The organism is Baekduia sp., assembly GCF_035685985.1.
Classification (GTDB): Bacteria; Actinomycetota; Thermoleophilia; order Solirubrobacterales; family Solirubrobacteraceae; genus Baekduia.
Window position 1 is genome coordinate 12,655 of sequence record NZ_DASRZV010000011.1, and the last position, 17,024, is coordinate 29,678.

Here is a 17,024-nt window from a genome sequence, read left to right on the forward strand (position 1 = left end):
GGATCTCCCCGATGCGGCGCACGGCGGCGGCGATCACGCTGGCGCGATGCTCCGACGCGTCTGCCTGATGATGGTCCTCGCCCTGCTCGGCGGCGCGGTGCCCGCGGCCGCCCAGGCCAAGGGCAAGCCCGCCCCGAAGCGCTGCCCCGAGGGCCAGGTCCGCGTGACCGCCAAGGCGCCGTGCGTCAGGCCGAGCGCCAAGCGGGCGACCGCCGTGCCGGCGTCGCTGGCCCGCGACGCGCGCGTGCGCAAGCTGGCGGGCAAGAAGCTGTACGCGCGCGTGCGCAAGCTGCGCCCCGCGCTGCTGGCCAAGCTCCAGGCCAAGCGCACGGGCGCGCGCGCCGCGGCGGTCGAGGGCGGCACGTGGGAGCCCGCCACCTACGACGGCAAGCCCGGCCGCAGCCGCTCGCTCACCGACATCAGCGACGAGCACGGGGTCCAGCGGCGCCGGACCGCGGTCGACGTCGAGCTGACGCTGTCGGGTGACGGTGGGGCCCAGGCCACGCTGCTCGTGCAGGAGAAGATGGACTGGGACTCGGTCTCCTGCCCGGACGCCAACGGCGTCGCCACCGCCGACGTGGCGTGGACGCACACCGAGCGGACCACCGTCCGGCGCCGCGACGACAGCGCGTTCACCGAGACGCGGATGACGCGGCGGGCGAAGGTCCGCGTGCAGGTCGGCGACGACGCCGAGATCGCGTCGGCCACCTACGCGGGCACGATCGACCTCGAGAGCCGCGGCACCGCCCAGGGCAGCGTCCGCTACGTGATGGGCTGGGACACGACGGCGCCGCTGCCCGGCACCGCGACCTCCGGCGCGGCGGCGGCGATGGGATACGCCGGCACCTATCGCGGGCCGCACGGCGACCGCCTCACGCAGACCGAGGTCGAGATGCTGCTCTCGGTGCGCGCCGGGCTCCAGGACCTGGTCGAGCAGGGCCTCGACGACGTTCTGCGCACGTTGCGCGGCTACTGGACGACCAACGGCCAGTGCGTCGACCTGCAGGTCGACCCCGCCACGGCGACGCTGGCGGACGGCGGGCAGGCGACGCTCACCGCCAAGGCGCACGTCGTCGCCGACGGGACGCCGATGACCGGCGCGATGGAGGTCGAGCCGCTGGAGGGCAGCGTCGACGACACGCACCCGCGGATGGTCGCCGGCGGTCCGGTGGCGGTCCGGTTCACGATGGGCGGCACGCAGGACAAGACGTCGGTGCTCTTCACGGTGACCGGCCGGCGCGGCCGCGCGACCGCCGCGGTGGAGATCACGCGCCCGCACGGATGGGACGTGACGTTCACCGCGACCGGCACCTACGACCAGACGCGGAGCGCGTCGCCCGGCGACGACGACGTCACCTCGATGGCGCTGCGGTGGACGACGGTCTTCAAGAACGTGTACTTCGACGGCGGGGCCTTCAGCCCGCTCAGCTCCACCAACATGGAGGGGTCGGTGCTGACGACCAAGGGCACGCTGGGCACCGGGTCCTACACGTGCACCGGCGTCCCGTACCCGCCGTCGGCGACGATCGTCCCGCGGCCCGCGGGCGACGGCGCGACCACGCTGACGCTCACGCCGTTCACCGCCGTCGTCGCGCGCCCCGACGACGTCGACTGCGAGCGCGCGGGCTACGAGGGCGAGTACGGCACGGTGATCGGCCTGCAGCACGCCGAGCCCTACGCGGCGCGCGTCACGATCACGCCGGCGATGCTCACCCGGCCGGACTTCGTGGTGCCGGTGACGTTCGACGGCGCGTTCCCGGCCAACTGCGGGGAGGGGCCGACCGTGCGGTGCAAGGACTCGGGGACGATGACCGGAGGGGTGCGTTTCGTACGCGTCTCGTAGGCTTCGGGGCAGCCATGAGCGACGATCAGCTTCTCCATCCCCACGAGCCCGCCGCGTCCTACCTCGCCCGCCCGGAAGAGGTCGGCCGCGTGTGCCTGCTCTACTCCGGCGGGCTCGACACGAGCGTCATGCTCAAGTGGATCCAGGACGAGTACGAGGCCGAGGTCGTGGCCTTGACCATCAACCTGGGTCAGCCGGGCGAGGACTACGAGGTCGTGCGCGAGAAGGCGCTGCGCCTGGGGGCGGTCGACGCCCGCGTGATCGACGCGCGCGAGGAGTTCGCCAACGACTTCATCGTCCCGGCGATCAAGGCCAATGCCATCTACGGCCTCAACTACCCGCTCTTCACCGCGCTGGGCCGGCCGCTGATCGCCAAGATCGCCGTCGAGGTCGCGCGCGAGACCGGCTGCGACACGATCGCCCACGGCTGCACCGGCAAGGGCAACGACCAGGTCCGGATCGACGGCACGGTCGCGACGCTGGCGCCGGAGCTGAAGATCATCGCGCCGGTGCGCGACTGGAAGATGGGCCGCGACGAGGAGATCGCCTACGCGCGCGAGCACGGCATCCCGGTCAAGGGCGGCACGGAGTCGGCGCCGTACTCGATCGACGACAACATCTGGGGCCGCTCGTCGGAGGGCAAGTGGATCGAGGAGCTCGACCACGCGCCCGACGACGACGTCTTCCAGCTGGTGACGCGCCCGGAGGAGGCGCCGGACGAGGCCGAGATCGTCACGGTGACCTTCGAGGAGGGCGTGCCGGTCGCGTTCAACGGCGAGCGCCTCGGGCTGGTCGAGCTGCTGGAGAAGGCCGGCGAGGCCGGCATGCGCCACGGCGTCGGCATCGTCGACCACATCGAGGACCGGATCGTCGGCCTCAAGGTCCGCGACATCTACGAGGTGCCGGCGGCGGCGATCCTGCTGCCCGCGCACGCCGAGCTGGAGCGCCTGGTCGGCACGATCCACCAGAACCGCTTCAAGGGCGGGCTGGACGAGCAGTGGGCCTACCTGGTCTACGCGGGCCTGTGGTGGGAGCCGCTGCGCACCGACCTCGACGCGTACATGAACGAGGTCAACCGGTACGTCACCGGCACGATCGGGATGAAGCTCTACAAGGGCATGGCGCGGGTCGTGACCCGCGAGTCCCCGAACGCGGTCTACGACGCGCAGCTGGCGACGTTCTCGGAGTCGGGCGGTCTGTTCTCGCAGCAGGCGTCGCCGGGCTTCATCGAGCTGTGGTCGCTGCAGTCGCGGCTGGCCTGGCGTCTGCGCAACGAGAAGCGCGGGTAGCCGTAGGCCCATATGGGCTACAAGATCCTGGGCTTCATCGTCTGGAAGGGCGCCAAGTGGTACGTCGGCCATCGGGTGTCGTCGCGTGCGAAGCGGTTCGCGGCGGCGGGCGCGGTCGGGGTGGGTGTCGGGGCGCTCCTGGTCGCGGGCGCGTCGGCACGGCAGAAGCACGAGTAGCGCCCACGCGATCCGGGTCACTGCGGACGTCCCATCGACGTCGGCAGTGACCCGCGTCGAGTGGAGGGCGGGTCGTTCGGGCCCGAATCCGTCCGGGCGGGGGCCTAGTCTCCCGCCCGCATGACCCTCCCTCCGTCCCACGAGAGCGGCAACGTCGTCGACCCGCGGGTGCTGGCCGCGCGGCGCGCGCGCCGCGCCGAGGTGTCCGAGGACGCCGGGCTGGAGCTGCGGCTGTTCGAGGCCGAGCGGCGGCTGGGGGAGGTGGTCGTCGAGCGCGACCGGCTGCGCGCGCGGGTGCTGGAGGTCGAGCGCGAGCTGACGCGCACGCGCCAGCGCGAGTGGGCCGAGCAGCAGGAGCGCCTGGAGGCGCAGGGCGACGCCGCGGCGGTCCGCGAGGACGCGGCCTCGCGGCTGGCCGAGCTGCGCGAGGCGCTGGCGGAGGCCGAGGCCGAGCTGGCGACCGTGGCCGCCGAGCGCGATCGCGCGCGCCAGGCCGTGGAGGACGAGCGGCTGCGCGTGGCGGCCGAGCGCGAGCGGCGCGAGGCGCTGGAGCGCGAGGGCCTGCTGCTGCGGTCGGAGCTGGCGCGGCGCGACGAGCTGACGGCGGCGGCGTCGCAGGCGGTCGGCGCGGCGCGTGAGGCGCTGGCGTCGCGGGACGGCGATCTGGAGGCGCGGGTGGCGGCGGAGCGCTCGGAGCTGGCGGGGCGGGTCGAGGCGGTCGAGCGGGCGGTCGCGTCCGTGCGCGACCGGCTGGGCGCCGCCGCGCGGGTGCTGAAGGAACGGCTGGAGGCCGAGCGCCGGGCGCGCGTGGCGGCCGAGGCGGCGCTGGGCGTCGAGCGGACCGCGCGCGTCGCGGCGGAGTCCGCGGCCGAGGGCGCGCGGACGCGCGCGCGGGAGCTGGAGCGCGAGCTGGCGGCCGACCGCGATCGCGCGGCGCGGCTGGACACGGCGCTGACGGCGGCGCGGGCGCGGGCCGACGAGCTGGAGCGGGCGGCGAGCGACGCCGCGGCGCGCACGCGGGAGCTGGAGCGCGAGCTGGAGCGCCGTGCGGCGGTCGAGGCGCAGCTGCGCGCGGCGGTCGACGGCCTGAACGCCGAGCTGGACGCGGCGCGCGCCGACGACGAGCGGATGGCGCGGCTGACCGAGCGCGTCGAGCGCGTGGTCTCGCTGGCGACGCGGCTGCAGGGCGACGCGACCGCCGAGCAGCAGACGCTGCGCGACCTTCACGAGCAGCTCGAGGCCGAGCGCGCCGCCCGCTGGGTGGCCGAGGCCGAGCTGGACGCCGAGCGCCGTCGCGGCGACACCGACCGCGCCGCCCGCGCGGCCGCCGAGGCCGAGCTGAGCTCGCTGCGCACGACCGGTCCCGCGGCCGATCCCGCCACGCTCGCGTCGCTGCGCGACGCCCTGTCGCACCTGACGGCCGCCACGCCCGCCGCGCCGACGAACCCGGCGCTGGACCTGGACCTGGCCGCGGCCGCGGCGCGGCTCCGCGCGGCGGCGGAGGTGGCGGAGGCGCCGGAGGCGGAGGGGGAGGCCGAGCCGGAGGCGCCCGTCGTCGCGGAGGCACCCGCGCCGGAGCCGCGGGTCGCCGTCGAGCTGTTCGTGGCTGCCGAGCCGGAGGCGGAGGGGGAGGCCGAGCCGGAGGCGCCGGTCGTCGCGGAGGCGCCCGCACCGGAGCCGCCGGTCGCCGAGGCGTCGTCCGTCGCCGAACTCGCCGTGGCCGCCGAGCCGTCCGTCGCCGGACCCGAGCCGGCCGCGCCCGAGCCGGTCGCACCCGCGCCCGTCACCGCGCCCGCGCCCGTCGCTCCGCCGGCCCTCGCCGGCGAGCCCGGCGCGGTCTCCGTCCTGGCGGCGCCGCCGCGTCGCGTCCCGCCGCGCGCGCCGATCGCCAAGCCCGCGCCATGGCTGCGCGACGCGCTGCTGCGCCTGGCGGTCGACGAGCCCGACATCGCCGAGCTGCTGCTCGTCGCGCTGCTGCCCGCGCAGGCCGGGACGGTGCGTCGGCCGATCACCTACGACCTGCACGTCGACGGCGGCACGGCGCATCGCGTCACCGTCGAGCCCGACGTCGCGCGCGTGGCGCTGCCGCGCGGCGAGGCGCCGGCCGCCCGGATCTCCGGGCCGCTGACCGCGCTCGTCCCGCTGGCCGCCGGCGGCGCCCGCCGCCGCCTGCCGGGCGCGACGATCACGCAGCGCCGCCCGCTGCGCAAGCTGCTCAGGGCGCGGCGCGCGCCGGTCGGCCTGGCCGAGCTGGCCGCCAAGGGCATCGCCCCGTCGCCCGGCCTGCTGCTCACCGTGCTGGCCAAGGCCGTCGACCCGCGTTGGACCGTCGGCCACCGGCTCTCGGTCGACATCGCGGCCAGCGGCGCCGACCGCTGGCGCGTCAGCGCGTCCGGCGACGGAACGCTGACGATCCTGCCCGCCGAGGGCGCGCCGCCCGCCGACGCCACGCTGCACACCGCGGCCGCGCTGCTGCCCGCCGTCCTGGCCGGCACCGCGTCCCCGGAGCAGGCCTCGGTCGAGGGCTCGCTGTCCGAGCTGCAGACCCTGCTGTCCTGGCTGGACCGCGCCCAGCGCGGCGGCCGCTGAACGCCGAAGCACCCAAACCTCGCACCTTGCGGGCATCCCCGTCCGCGCCGACCACGCCATCCGCCCCGACACCTATCCTCGATCTTCGCCCGTGAGCCAGTCCCCCGCCGTCCATCTCCACGTCCACTCCGAGTACTCGCTGCTCGACGGCGCCTGCAACATCAAGGCGCTGGCCAAGCGCGCCGCGGAGTTCGGGCAGCCGGCGATCGGGCTCACCGACCACGGCGTGATGAACGGCGCGGTCGAGATGTACAAGGCCGCCAAGGACGAGGGCATCAAGCCGATCCTCGGCTGCGAGATCTACCTGGTCGACGACCACGCCAACCGCGCGCCCGGCCGCGTGGAGCGCAACCACCTCACGCTGCTGGCGTCCGACGACGTCGGCTACCGCAACCTCGTCAAGCTCTCCAGCCTCGGCTTCCTGGAGGGCCTGCACCGCGGCAAGCCGTCGCTGGACATGGCGCAGCTGGCGGCCCACGCCGACGGCATCATCGCGCTCACCGGCTGCCTGGCCGGCCGCTTCTGCCAGCGCCTCATCGCCGACAACGAGCCCGAGGCCCGCAAGCACGCCGACGACCTGGTCCAGGTCTTCGGTCCCGAGGACGTCTACTTCGAGGTCCAGAAGAACGGGATCGACGACCAGAACAAGGCCAACCAGGGCATCGTCAAGATCGCCCGGGAGATGGGCGGCAAGCTCGTCGGCACCGGCGACGTCCACTACCTCCGGCGCGAGGACTACCACCACCACACGGCGCTGCTGTGCGTGCAGACGAAGTCGACGCTCGCCGCGCCGAAGATGACCTTCGACACCAACGAGTTCTACCTCAAGAACTCCGAGGAGATGGCCAAGGACTTCGCCGAGTGGCCGGACGCGGTGCCGAACACGCTCGAGGTGGCCGAGCGCTGCAACGTCGAGATCTCGCTCGGCGAGCAGCTGATCCCGCGCTTCCTGCCCGACGGCGAGGACGAGAAGCAGTATCTGCGCGACCGCGTCATGGAGGGGATGCGCGCCCGCTACGGCGATCCCATCCCGGCCGACGCGATGGAGCGCATGGAGTACGAGCTGTCGGTCATCGACAAGATGGGCTTCAACGCCTACTTCTTGATCGTGTGGGACTTCGTCAAGTGGGCGAAGGAGAACGGCGTCGCGGTCGGCCCGGGCCGTGGCTCGGCCGCCGGCTCGATCATCGCCTACAGCCTGAAGATCACCGACCTCGACCCGCTGCGCTACGACCTGCTGTTCGAGCGCTTCCTGAACCCCGAGCGCGTGTCGATGCCGGACATCGACATCGACTTCTCCGTCCGCGGCCGCGAGCGCGTGATGCAGTACGTGGTCGAGAAGTACGGCCGCGGCTCGGTCGCGCAGATCATCACCTTCGGCCGGATGTTCCCGCGCGCCGCCACGCGCGACGCCGCGCGCGTCCTCGGCCACCCCGCCAGCCAGGGCGACGCGCTGGCCAAGCTCATCCCCGACCCGATCATGGGCCGGCCGCCGAGCTTCGAGGACTGCCTCGCCGAGGGCGAGCCGCTGCGCGCCGCCTACGAGGGCGACCCGACGGCCAAGCAGATCGTCGACGTCGCCAAGGGCCTCGAGGGGATCGTCCGCAACAACTCGATCCACGCGGCCGCGGTCGTCATCGCGGGCATGCCGCTGACCGACGTCGTCCCGCTGCAGCTGGCGGACGCCAACGAGACCGACGCCGACGGCAACAAGGTCTACCGCCAGGTCACGCAGTTCTCGATGAAGCCCGTCGAGGAGCTGGGCCTCCTCAAGATGGACTTCCTGGGCCTGCGCAACCTCGACGTCATCGAGGACGCGCTGGACATCATCGCCCGCTCGACGGGCGAGCGGCCCGACATGGCCCGGATGCCGCTGGACGACGAGAAGACGTTCGCGATGCTGGCGGCGGGCGACTCGGTCGGCGTGTTCCAGTTCGAGTCCGAGGGCATGCAGGAGGCCCTGCGCAAGGTCAAGCCGACCGAGTTCGACGACCTCGTCGCGCTCGTGTCGCTGTACCGACCGGGCGCCATGGAGCAGATCCCGACCTACGCGCGCGGCAAGCGCAACCCGGACCTGGTCTCGATCGCCGACGAGCGCCTGGAGCCGATCATCGGCCCGACCTACGGCGTGATCCTGTACCAGGAGCAGGCCATGCTCATCTCCAAGGAGCTGGCCGGGTTCTCGGGCGCGCAGGCGGACGACCTCCGCAAGGCGATCGGCAAGAAGAATCGCGTGGCGATGGCCAAGCTGGAGCCGGAGTTCCGCGCGGGCTGCGCGGCGCGCGGCGTGTCGGCGTCGACCATCGACTGGCTGTGGGCCACGAACGAGAAGTCCGCGGACTACTCCTTCAACAAGTCGCACGCGGCGTGCTACGCGCTGATCTCCTACCGGACGGCGTGGCTGAAGGCCAACTACACCGCCGAGTACATGGCCGCGCTGATCTCGTCGGTCATGGACACCAAGGACAAGGTGCCCTTCTTCGTCGCCCGGTGCGAGGAGATGGGGATCGAGATCCTGCCGCCGGACGTGAACCTGTCCGACCACGAGTTCGTCGTCGTGGACGGCAACATCCGCTTCGGCCTGGACGCCGTGAAGGGCGTCGGCTACGCGGCGGTCGAGGCGATCAAGCGCGCCCGCGAGGACGACGGGCCGTTCACGTCGATCTGGGACTTCTGCGAGCGCGTCGACCCCAAGGCCGTCAACAAGCGCTCGATCGAGGCGCTGATCAAGTGCGGGGCCTTCGGCTCCACCGGCGCGACCCGCAAGGGCATGTTGGAGGTCTTGGAGGCCGCGCAGTCCGCGGGCCAGAAGGCCCAGCAGGACGCCGAGATCGGCCAGGGCTCGATCTTCGACCTCTTCGACGGCGGCGGCAGCGACTCCGGCGCCGGCGGCAACGGCGCCGCGGCCGCGTTCGCCGGTCCGACGCACCCGCCGATCCCCGACGAGGAGTTCGAGAAGAACGAGCTGCTCGCCCATGAGAAGGACGCGATCGGCCTGTTCCTCTCGATGCACCCCCTCAAGGAGGTGCGCGAGGCGCTGATGGAGAAGGTCGACAAGCCGCTGGCCGAGCTGCCGTCGACCAAGGACGGCGAGTGGGCGACGGTCGGCGGGATCATCACCGCGGCGCGCAAGCTGAAGACGCGCACCGGCAACATGATGATGTTCGCGACGCTCGACGATCTCGAGGGCTCGGTCGAGCTGATCTTCTTCGGCGACCAGCTCGCCGAGTACGAGCACATCGCGCAGGTCGACCAGATCGTCACCGTGCGCGGCCGCGTCGGCAACGACGACCGCGGGCTGACGATCAAGGTCCAGGCCTGCGAGCTGTTCGAGCCGACCGAGGCCGAGGTCGAGATCGCCCGCGCCAAGGCGGTCGAGGTCGCCAAGGGCCCCGAGGCGCTGACGCTCATCCTCGACGCCTCGCGCCTGCCCGCCTCGATCATCGAGGAGCTGAAGCACGTCTTCGGCAACCACGTGGGGGAGGCCGAGGTGCTGCTCGACGTCCGCACCTCCGTGGGCCCGCGGACGCTGAAGCTCGGCTCGGACTTCCGCGTCGACCCGACGCCGTCGCTGCGCGCCGAGCTGGCCCGCATCCTCGGTCCCGAGGCGCTGGCCGCGCCGAAGGCGCCCGAGCCGGCGGCGGCGTAGGGAACCGACCACACGCGCCCGCCACGAGCGGGGCGATCGGGCGCGACGGCGCGCCCCGACGGCGCGCGCCCGTTATGAACCGGAATGCGGGGCACCATCGTCCCCCGCGCGGGTGAACGATTTCCCCCGCGGTCCGTGGTGAGACGTGTAGCGTCGCGAATGCGGCCCCCGCTCTGTCGCTGGACCGGGGGCGGGGGCCGCACTTGCGGTTGCTGCTCCCATGCGTGGACGCGTCCTGCGTCCGCTCGGAGTGTCTCCGGGTTGACGGAGGGTGAAACCGGCCGGGGCGGCTAGCCCCGGGCCTTGACCCCGCGCTCGCGCAGGGTCCAGCACAGCTCCAGCTCCTCCTTGGTCGGGCCCTTCTTGTCCGGGCCCGGCGTCTCGAGGATCACCGGCAGGCCGTCGAAGCGCGGCTCGCTGAGGAAGACCGCGCAGCCCTCCTCGCCGAGCTCGCCCTGGCCGACGTCGGCGTGGCGGTCGCGGTTGGAGCCCAGGCCGCCCTGGGAGTCGTTGAAGTGCAGCGAGTGCAGGCGCTCCAGGCCGACGATCGAGGCGCAGTCGTCGAGCACGCTCGTCAGGCCCTCCTCGGTCCGGATGTCGAAGCCCGACGCGTACAGGTGGCAGGAGTCCAGGCACATGCCGAGCCGGTCGTCGCCCCCGGCCGCGTCGATCAGCGCGGCCAGCTCGTGGAAGGACCGGCCCAGCGTGCCGCCCGCGCCCGCGGTGTTCTCCAGGTGCAGGGCGCAGGAGTCGCTCTCGGCCAAGGCCTCGCGGATGACCTCTCCCGCGCGCTTGATCGCGGGCGGGACCTCGCCGGTCTTCGCGCTGCCCGGGTGCAGCACGACGCCGACCGCGCCCAGCGCGTCGCCGGCGCGCAGCGAGGCGATCAGCGACGTCAGCGTCTTGGACCGGATCTCCGGATCCTCCGACGCCGCGTTGAGCAGGTAGACCGCGTGGATCATCAGCGCGTCGACGTCGCTGTCGGCCATCGCCTCGTGGAAGGCGGCGACCTGCTCGTCGCTGTAGACCGTCGGCTTCCACATCCGCGGGCTCTGGTTGAAGATCTGGATCGCGCGCGCACCGCGTTCGGTGCCGCGCTCGACGGCCTTGGCCGGGCCGCCGGCGGGGGAGACGTGTGCGCCGATGAGCATGACCTAGAGTCCTACCGAAATGCGCGTCCGCTTCGCTCCCTCGCCCACCGGCGCCCTGCACATCGGTGGCGCTCGCACCGCCCTCTACAACTGGCTCATGGCCCGCGGCAACGACGGCGTCCTGGTCCTGCGCATCGAGGACACCGACCGCGAGCGCTCCACCCCGGAGAACGTCGAGCAGATCCTCGACGCGCTGAAGTGGCTGGAGCTGGACTACGACGAGGGCCCGATCTCGCAGGTCTCGCGCACCGAGCGCCACCAGGAGCTGCTGGCGAAGCTGCTCGACGAGGGCAAGGCCTACAGGTCGAACGCGACCGGCGACGACGTCAAGGCCTACAAGCAGCAGCACGGCGCCGACAAGGGCTTCCGGGGCACCCCCGAGGCCGAGGGCGCCGTCCGCCTGCGCGTCCCCGACGAGGGCTCCACGACCGTCCACGACCTCATCCGCGGCGACACGGTCTTCCAGCACGTCCACATGGACGACCCCGTGATCGCCCGCGCGGACGGGAGCGTCCTCTACAACTTCGCGGTCGCCGTCGACGACCTGGACGCGGAGATCACCCACGTCGTCCGCGGCGAGGACCACCTCTCCAACACGCCCAAGCAGCTGCTGGTCTACGAGGCGCTGGGCGCGCAGCCGCCGCTGTTCGCCCACCTGCCGCTGCTGCACGGCCCCGACGGCAAGAAGCTCTCCAAGCGCCACGGCGCCGCCTCCGTGCAGGAGCTGCGCGACGCCGGCTTCCTGCCCGCGGCCGTCCGCAACTACCTCGCGCTGCTGGGCTGGGGCGCGGCCGACGACCAGACGATCCTCTCCACCCACGAGCTGACCGAGCAGTTCGACGTCGCGCGCGTGCAGAAGAACCCGGCGCAGTTCGACATCAAGAAGCTCACGTGGCTCAACGGCCGCTACATCCGCGAGATGGACGTCGACGAGCTGACCGCGCACCTCGAGGCCTTCACGGGCCGCGACGGCCTGCGCGAGGCGGTCGCGATCTCCCAGGAGAAGATCGGGACGCTGGCGGACTTCTGGCCGCTGGCCGGCTTCCTCTTCGACGGCGCGTCGACCGACGACGCCAAGGCGCGGGAGAAGTGGCTGGACGCCGACCACCGCCACGCGCTCGTGCAGGCCCGCGAGGCGCTCGCGCACCTGGAGCCGTTCGATGTCGAGCGGATCGAGGTCGCGCTGCGCGAGGTCGTCGAGGCCGACCCGGAGCGCAAGCCCAAGGACGTCTTCCAGCCGATCCGCGTCGCGCTGGCCGGGACGACGATCTCGCCCGGCATCTTCGAGTCGCTCGCGGTGCTCGGCCGGGACGAGTCGCTGCGCCGGCTCGACGCGGCGCTGGCGATCGCCGCGTAAGCGGGGGCCCGCGAACAGCAGGGAAGACGCCCAGTTCGGCACTGCACCGGACAAGTGTCGGATCCTGTGCTCAATCATCCGTCCACGGCTGCCGATAACCGGGTCGTACGACGGGCGCGACCAAGCGTGCCCATGCCCATGGAGCCCAGAGACGACATGCCCCCAGCCGCAGCAGCCTCTTCGAGCCAGCACACGCCGGCCGCTGACGTTCAGCGCCGCCACAACGAAGGCCACGGCCGCCGCCTGACCGCGGCCTTCGAGGCTCTCGAGGCCTTCCCGGCCCTCGCCGAGTCCCGCAACCGCCTGCTGCGCGTCGTGCGCCAGGAGCGCGTGTCGACCGGCGAGGTCGTCGCTGCGGTCGAGTCCGACGTCGCGCTGGTGATCTCCGTCCTGCGCCTCGGCAACCAGGTCGAGGGCAAGACCCGCGGCAAGGTCGAGTCCGTCGTCCAGGCCGTCGAGCTGCTCTCGCCGGAGGCCGTCCAGGCCCTCGCGACGCGCGCTCGCACCTTCGACTTCTTCGAACGCTCGTCCGTCTGGGACGCCGCGCCCGAGCGCTTCCGCCTGCACGGCGTCGCCACGCAGCGCGCCGCGGACCGCCTGGCCACCGAGGCCGGCTACGAGCACCGCGACCGCCTGATGGTCACCGCGCTGCTGCACGACATCGGCAAGCTCGTGCTGATGCACGCCTACCCCGGCTATCCGGGCCAGGTGCACGGCAACGCGCGCACGCCGGAGGAGCGCATCCACCGCGAGCGCCGCGAGCTGGGCGTCGACCACGCGCTGGTCGGCGGCGTCCTGGCCCGCCGCTGGGGGCTTCCCAAGGCCGTGGCGAGCGTCATCGAGCGCCACCACGCCGACGACGCCCAGGGCGAGGCCGCGTTCGTCCGCCTGGCCGACATGCTCGCGCACTACTCGCAGGGCGGCGCGGTGTCGCCGACCGAGCTGCTGAAGTGCGCCCGGACGATCGGCCTCGGCCCGTCCGAGCTGCGCAGCGTCATGTACGACCTGCCCTACCCGACCACGGGCCGGACCCGCCAGATCGACCCGTGCCCGCTCAGCGGCCGCGAGCTGGAGGTCCTCAAGCGCCTGGCCGAGGGCAAGGTCTACAAGCAGATCGCGCTGGAGCTGTCGCTGTCGACCTCCACGGTCCGCACCCACCTGCACAACATCTACGGCAAGCTCGGCGCGGTCGACCGCGCCCAAGCGGTCCTGATCGCCACCGAGCGGGGCTGGTTGTAGGACTTACACCTAGCGCAGCGAGAACGTCGCCACCGGCGGGTCGTGGTCCGACACGCCGGTCGGCGAGGTCGTGGCGTTGCGCTCGTAGTAGTCGTTGTCGAAGTGGACGTAGCGCAGGCTGACGAAGCGGTCGGCCAGCGGCTCGTCGACGAAGATGTGGTCCAGCGTCTGCAGCTGCCCGTCGTACTGGAAGCTGTAGCGGTTGGTCGCGGGCGCCTTGGACCACAGGTTGCGCAAGGTGGTGTCGCCGCTGACCAGGTCCTGCGTCAGCGCGGGGGAGTCCTCGTAGTCGTTGAGGTCGCCCAACACGATGACGTTGCCGCCGGCGAGGTCGACGTCCCGGGCCGCGGCGTTGACGAACGCGGCCTGCGCCTGACGGCAGGACTCCGCGTGGCCCTGCGAGGCCCAGTGGTTGCCGATCAACACCGTGCGGAACTTGCCCTTCTTGATGGCGATCCGCAGCGGCGGGCGCTCGAACAGCTTGTTGGAGACGCCGTCGTCGGCGCAGCTGGCGCCCGTGGTCGTCGCGGTCACGCCGAGCTGGCGGACGTCGGTGACCTGGATGCCGTTCCTGACGAGGAACCCGACCGCGATGTGGCGCGCGTCGGTGGAGGGCTTCCAGACCTCCGTGTAGTTGCCCAACTTGGCGGCGACCTCCTTCAGCGCGTCCTCGGAGGCGACCTCCTGCACGGCCAGGACGTCCGGCTTGTGCATCAGCTTGATCGCGTTGGCCAACCGCGTGGTCTTGGCGTCGACCTCGGCCTGGGTGAACGTGTGGCCGTCGTCGGTCATGCCCGCGCCGAACAGGTTCTCCATGTTGAAGTTCGCGACGCGGATCGTGTCGGGCTGGGCCTCGGGCGCCTCCGGCGGGTAGGCGACGGCCCCGCTCGTCGTGACGGTCGGCTTCGCGCCCGGCTGCGGGAGCAGCTGGTACTCGGAGAACGAGAAGCCCAGCGGGCCGACGGCGTCGGTGACGCGGCTGAAGAGGTCGGCCTTCACGCGCGTCGTCGAGGACGGCGTGGCCGACGGGTTCTCCGGGTCGACGTCGGCCGAGCCCGCGTCCTGGGCGAGGTCCAGCAGGTCCGGCGGCCCGGCGACCGGGCCCGACGGGTCGCGGAAGATCCGGGCGCGCCTGGTCGTCGGCTGGACGAACAGCTCGCCGAACTTGTCGGTGCCGCCCGAGTTGGCGGTGCCGACGGCGAGGCGGACGCGCATGCCCTCCAGCGACTCGTAGTAGGGGCGCGACCCGTTGGCGGCGACGGTCTGGGCGGCCGCGCTCGCCGGGTCGATCGTGACCGGCGCGGGCAGGTTGGAGGCCTTGGCCGTCCCGGTGAAGGACGCCGAGCGGCCGGACGCGTCGAGCGTCGTCAGGTTGTACAGCTCGGTCACCGTGCCCGAGACCGTGACGGTCTGGCCGATGTGCGAGGCGGCGCGATCGGCGGCGGACAGGCCGCCGACGAAGATGCCCTCCGAGGTTCGGGTGTCGGTGTCCTGGGCGATCGTCGGCGCCTCGACGTAGATCCCGGCCTGGCGCGGGTCGAGGTTGACGTAGTTGGAGACGCCCTGCTGCTGGTCGACGCCGATGACCACGCCGGTGATCTCGACCTTCTGGCCGACCAGCGGCGAGGCCGTGCCGGAGCCCTGGATGGCGTGGATCGGCGTGGGCGCCGGCGGCGCCTCGCACGGCGCGCCGCAGGCGGTGCCGTCGGCCTGGCCGGAGGGCGCGCCGAAGTCGGCGGCGTTGTCGTCGGTGTCGGTCGTGCCGCCGCCGGCGCGCGTGAAGGTGTAGGCGTCGCCCGTGGTCGGGAACGTGAGGCCGGTGCCCTCGGCGCACGCGGTGCCGCGCGCGCCGACCGAGTCCTGGGCGACGCCGGACGCGTCGCGGATCTGGAAGCCGCCGTCCTCCTTGACCTGGAAGTTGTAGGTCGCGTCCGACGTGCCCGTGTAGTCGTTGGCGTCCTTGCCGATGACGAACGTGCCGCCGGCCGGGATCCGGGTGCCGACCGGCAGCGGGTCGCCGTCGGTGCCGATGCGCGACGCGCCGCCCGACGTGTAGCAGTCGTAGAGCTGCCACGTCCCGACGTCGACCGTCGAGTTGGTGGTGTTGGTCAGCTGGACGTACTCGTCGTACGGCGAGGCGGCGGTGCGCGTGCGCAGCTGGGAGATCACGACGCCCGAGGGCGACGCGGCCTGGGCGGCGCCGGCGAGGGCGAGCAGCGCGACCGCGAAGGCGGCGAGGGGGAGGACCAGACGGACGGCACGACGCATGAGGCGGCTCCTGAGGGCACTCGGGCGAGGGGGACGGATCGGCAGCCTGCCTTCCATTCCCAGATCCGGGCGTTGCGGTTCTGTGACTTGTCCGCGTGCGCGTTGTCGTAGAGTCGACACCGGGATGCTCTCGATCACCACGAAGTCGCCCTACGCGCTCAAGGCCCTCACCGAGCTGGGCCGCCAAGGCGGGGAGGCCCCCGTCCCGATCGGCGAGCTGGCGCGCCGGCGCGGCATCCCGGTCCAGTTCCTGGAGCAGCTCTTCGCGGTCCTGCGTCGCGCGGGCCTGCTGAAGTCCCAGCGTGGCGTCAAGGGCGGCTACTCGTTCGCCAAGCCGCCGTCGGAGATCACCGTCCTGGAGATCGTCGAGCTGCTCGACGGACCGCTCGGCGGAGGCGCCGAGGGCATCTTCCTCGACGCCGCCAACGCCGCCCGCGCCGTCCTGGAGAAGACGACCGTCGCCGACGTCGTCGAGCAGGAGAAGAAGGCGGCGGGCGTGGCGATGTACTACATCTAGGTCGGACCCGCTCCGGCCCCACGTGTGACCGACTGCCGAGCCGGGGTTGGCGCGGCCGGGCCGATCGTCGATACTGCGCCCATGCTGGCAGATCGTGGTGCGGATGGTCTGGCCGAGGCGCTCGGCCTGATCGCGGACACGGTGACGACGGTCCTCGCGGACGAGGACAGCTTGCTGAGCGACGACTCGCGGAGCCGTCTGGCGGCGCTCGCGCGCAACCTGAAGGGCGCGGCCGCGAACCTCACGCCGCAGGTGCGCGACCCGGCCGAGGAGGAGGAGACGCAGGGCATCGACCACCTGCGCGTCGGCAGCCACGTGCAGACGACGCTGTCTCGCGCGGGGGTCGAGAAGGTCGAGCAGTTGCGTGCGATGAGCGACGCCGAGCTGCTCGCGATCAAGGGCGTCGGGCCCGCGACGCTGCCGGCGATCCGCTGGGCCGTCGAGGACCACGCGATGCGCTGGTGGGAGCAGCCGCTGACGCGCGTCGCCCGGCGCAGCGACGACCCGCTGCCGCGCTGGTGGGAGCGCGACTAGCGCGCGATCCGGTCCACGAGCCGCTTCGGCGCCCGCGCCGCGTAGCTCTCGAAGACGATCTCCTCGATCAGGTCCCGCGGCGCGTTCCGGTAGTCCACGCGCACGGCGGCCAGGCGCTTGCCCCACCAGCGCTCCGCGCACACGTCGGGATGCGCCTGCGTGAAGGCGAGGATGCCCTCCTCGCCGGGGAACAGGTTGACGCCCTCGTCGTCGAGCATGGTGGCGAAGCTCGACCTGCCCTTGGCGCGGAACGCGGGAAGGCCGCCGTGGACGTACTCCTCGACCTCCGGGAAGGACGACAGGAGCTGGTGCAGCGATGCGCGATCCATGTCGGCGCCCAGTATCGCGGGTGCGCGCGCCGCCCCCAAGAGGTCCTCGTCGCCGCGCACCACCCGTCGCCATGCGCGGCGG

At 72.8% G+C, this 17,024-nt stretch carries 12 protein-coding genes; 9 read left to right on the top strand and 3 right to left on the bottom strand.

The window, feature by feature from the left end:
- Positions 1–46: 46 nt before the first annotated feature.
- From VFG42_RS04040 to dnaE, 5 genes are all read left to right on the top strand, one after another.
- Positions 47–1,843 (top strand): hypothetical protein, encoded by a 1,797-nt coding sequence (locus VFG42_RS04040; RefSeq protein WP_324905517.1) that lies wholly within the window; start codon positions 47–49, stop codon positions 1,841–1,843.
- Positions 1,844–1,857: 14 nt separating this feature from the next.
- Positions 1,858–3,132 carry an argininosuccinate synthase gene (locus VFG42_RS04045; RefSeq protein ID WP_324905519.1) on the top strand — a complete coding sequence of 425 codons (1,275 nt, stop codon included), beginning with the start codon at positions 1,858–1,860 and terminating at the stop codon, positions 3,130–3,132.
- Positions 3,133–3,144: 12 nt separating this feature from the next.
- Positions 3,145–3,309 (top strand): hypothetical protein, encoded by a 165-nt coding sequence (locus tag VFG42_RS04050; protein ID WP_324905520.1) that lies wholly within the window; start codon positions 3,145–3,147, stop codon positions 3,307–3,309.
- A gap of 120 nt (positions 3,310–3,429) precedes the next feature.
- Positions 3,430–5,898: a hypothetical protein gene (locus VFG42_RS04055; RefSeq protein ID WP_324905522.1), complete on the top strand. Its 2,469-nt coding sequence runs from the start codon at positions 3,430–3,432 to the stop codon at positions 5,896–5,898.
- Between the two features lie 91 nt (positions 5,899–5,989).
- Entirely contained in the window at positions 5,990–9,547 is a 3,558-nt protein-coding gene (gene dnaE, locus VFG42_RS04060) for a DNA polymerase III subunit alpha (protein ID WP_324905527.1), read from the top strand.
- 290 nt (positions 9,548–9,837) lie between these two features.
- On the opposite strand, the gene VFG42_RS04065 is transcribed toward dnaE, so the two are convergent.
- Positions 9,838–10,698, bottom strand: coding sequence for a deoxyribonuclease IV (locus VFG42_RS04065; RefSeq protein ID WP_324905529.1), 861 nt, complete (start codon positions 10,696–10,698; stop codon positions 9,838–9,840).
- A 19-nt stretch (positions 10,699–10,717) separates the two neighbouring features.
- Between VFG42_RS04065 and gltX the strand changes: the two genes are divergently transcribed.
- Both gltX and VFG42_RS04075 read left to right on the top strand, forming a co-directional pair.
- On the top strand, positions 10,718–12,055 hold the full coding sequence (gltX, locus tag VFG42_RS04070) for a glutamate--tRNA ligase (protein ID WP_324905533.1): 1,338 nt from the start codon (positions 10,718–10,720) through the stop codon (positions 12,053–12,055).
- A gap of 156 nt (positions 12,056–12,211) precedes the next feature.
- On the top strand, positions 12,212–13,294 hold the full coding sequence (locus VFG42_RS04075) for an HDOD domain-containing protein (RefSeq protein ID WP_324905535.1): 1,083 nt from the start codon (positions 12,212–12,214) through the stop codon (positions 13,292–13,294).
- A gap of 9 nt (positions 13,295–13,303) precedes the next feature.
- On the opposite strand, the gene VFG42_RS04080 is transcribed toward VFG42_RS04075, so the two are convergent.
- Positions 13,304–15,562 (bottom strand): endonuclease/exonuclease/phosphatase family protein, encoded by a 2,259-nt coding sequence (locus VFG42_RS04080; protein WP_324905537.1) that lies wholly within the window; start codon positions 15,560–15,562, stop codon positions 13,304–13,306.
- 124 nt (positions 15,563–15,686) lie between these two features.
- Between VFG42_RS04080 and VFG42_RS04085 the strand changes: the two genes are divergently transcribed.
- The gene (locus VFG42_RS04085; protein WP_324905539.1) at positions 15,687–16,079 is read left to right on the top strand and encodes an Rrf2 family transcriptional regulator; all 393 of its coding nucleotides are present in this window, start codon (positions 15,687–15,689) and stop codon (positions 16,077–16,079) included.
- An 81-nt stretch (positions 16,080–16,160) separates the two neighbouring features.
- Positions 16,161–16,613, top strand: a complete 453-nt coding sequence (locus VFG42_RS04090; RefSeq protein ID WP_324905541.1) for a hypothetical protein — start codon at positions 16,161–16,163, stop codon at positions 16,611–16,613.
- On the opposite strand, the gene VFG42_RS04095 is transcribed toward VFG42_RS04090, so the two are convergent.
- Entirely contained in the window at positions 16,610–16,942 is a 333-nt protein-coding gene (locus VFG42_RS04095) for an MmcQ/YjbR family DNA-binding protein (protein ID WP_324905543.1), read from the bottom strand. The two genes, VFG42_RS04090 and VFG42_RS04095, sit on opposite strands and share 4 nt — an antisense overlap.
- Positions 16,943–17,024: the final 82 nt, after the last annotated feature.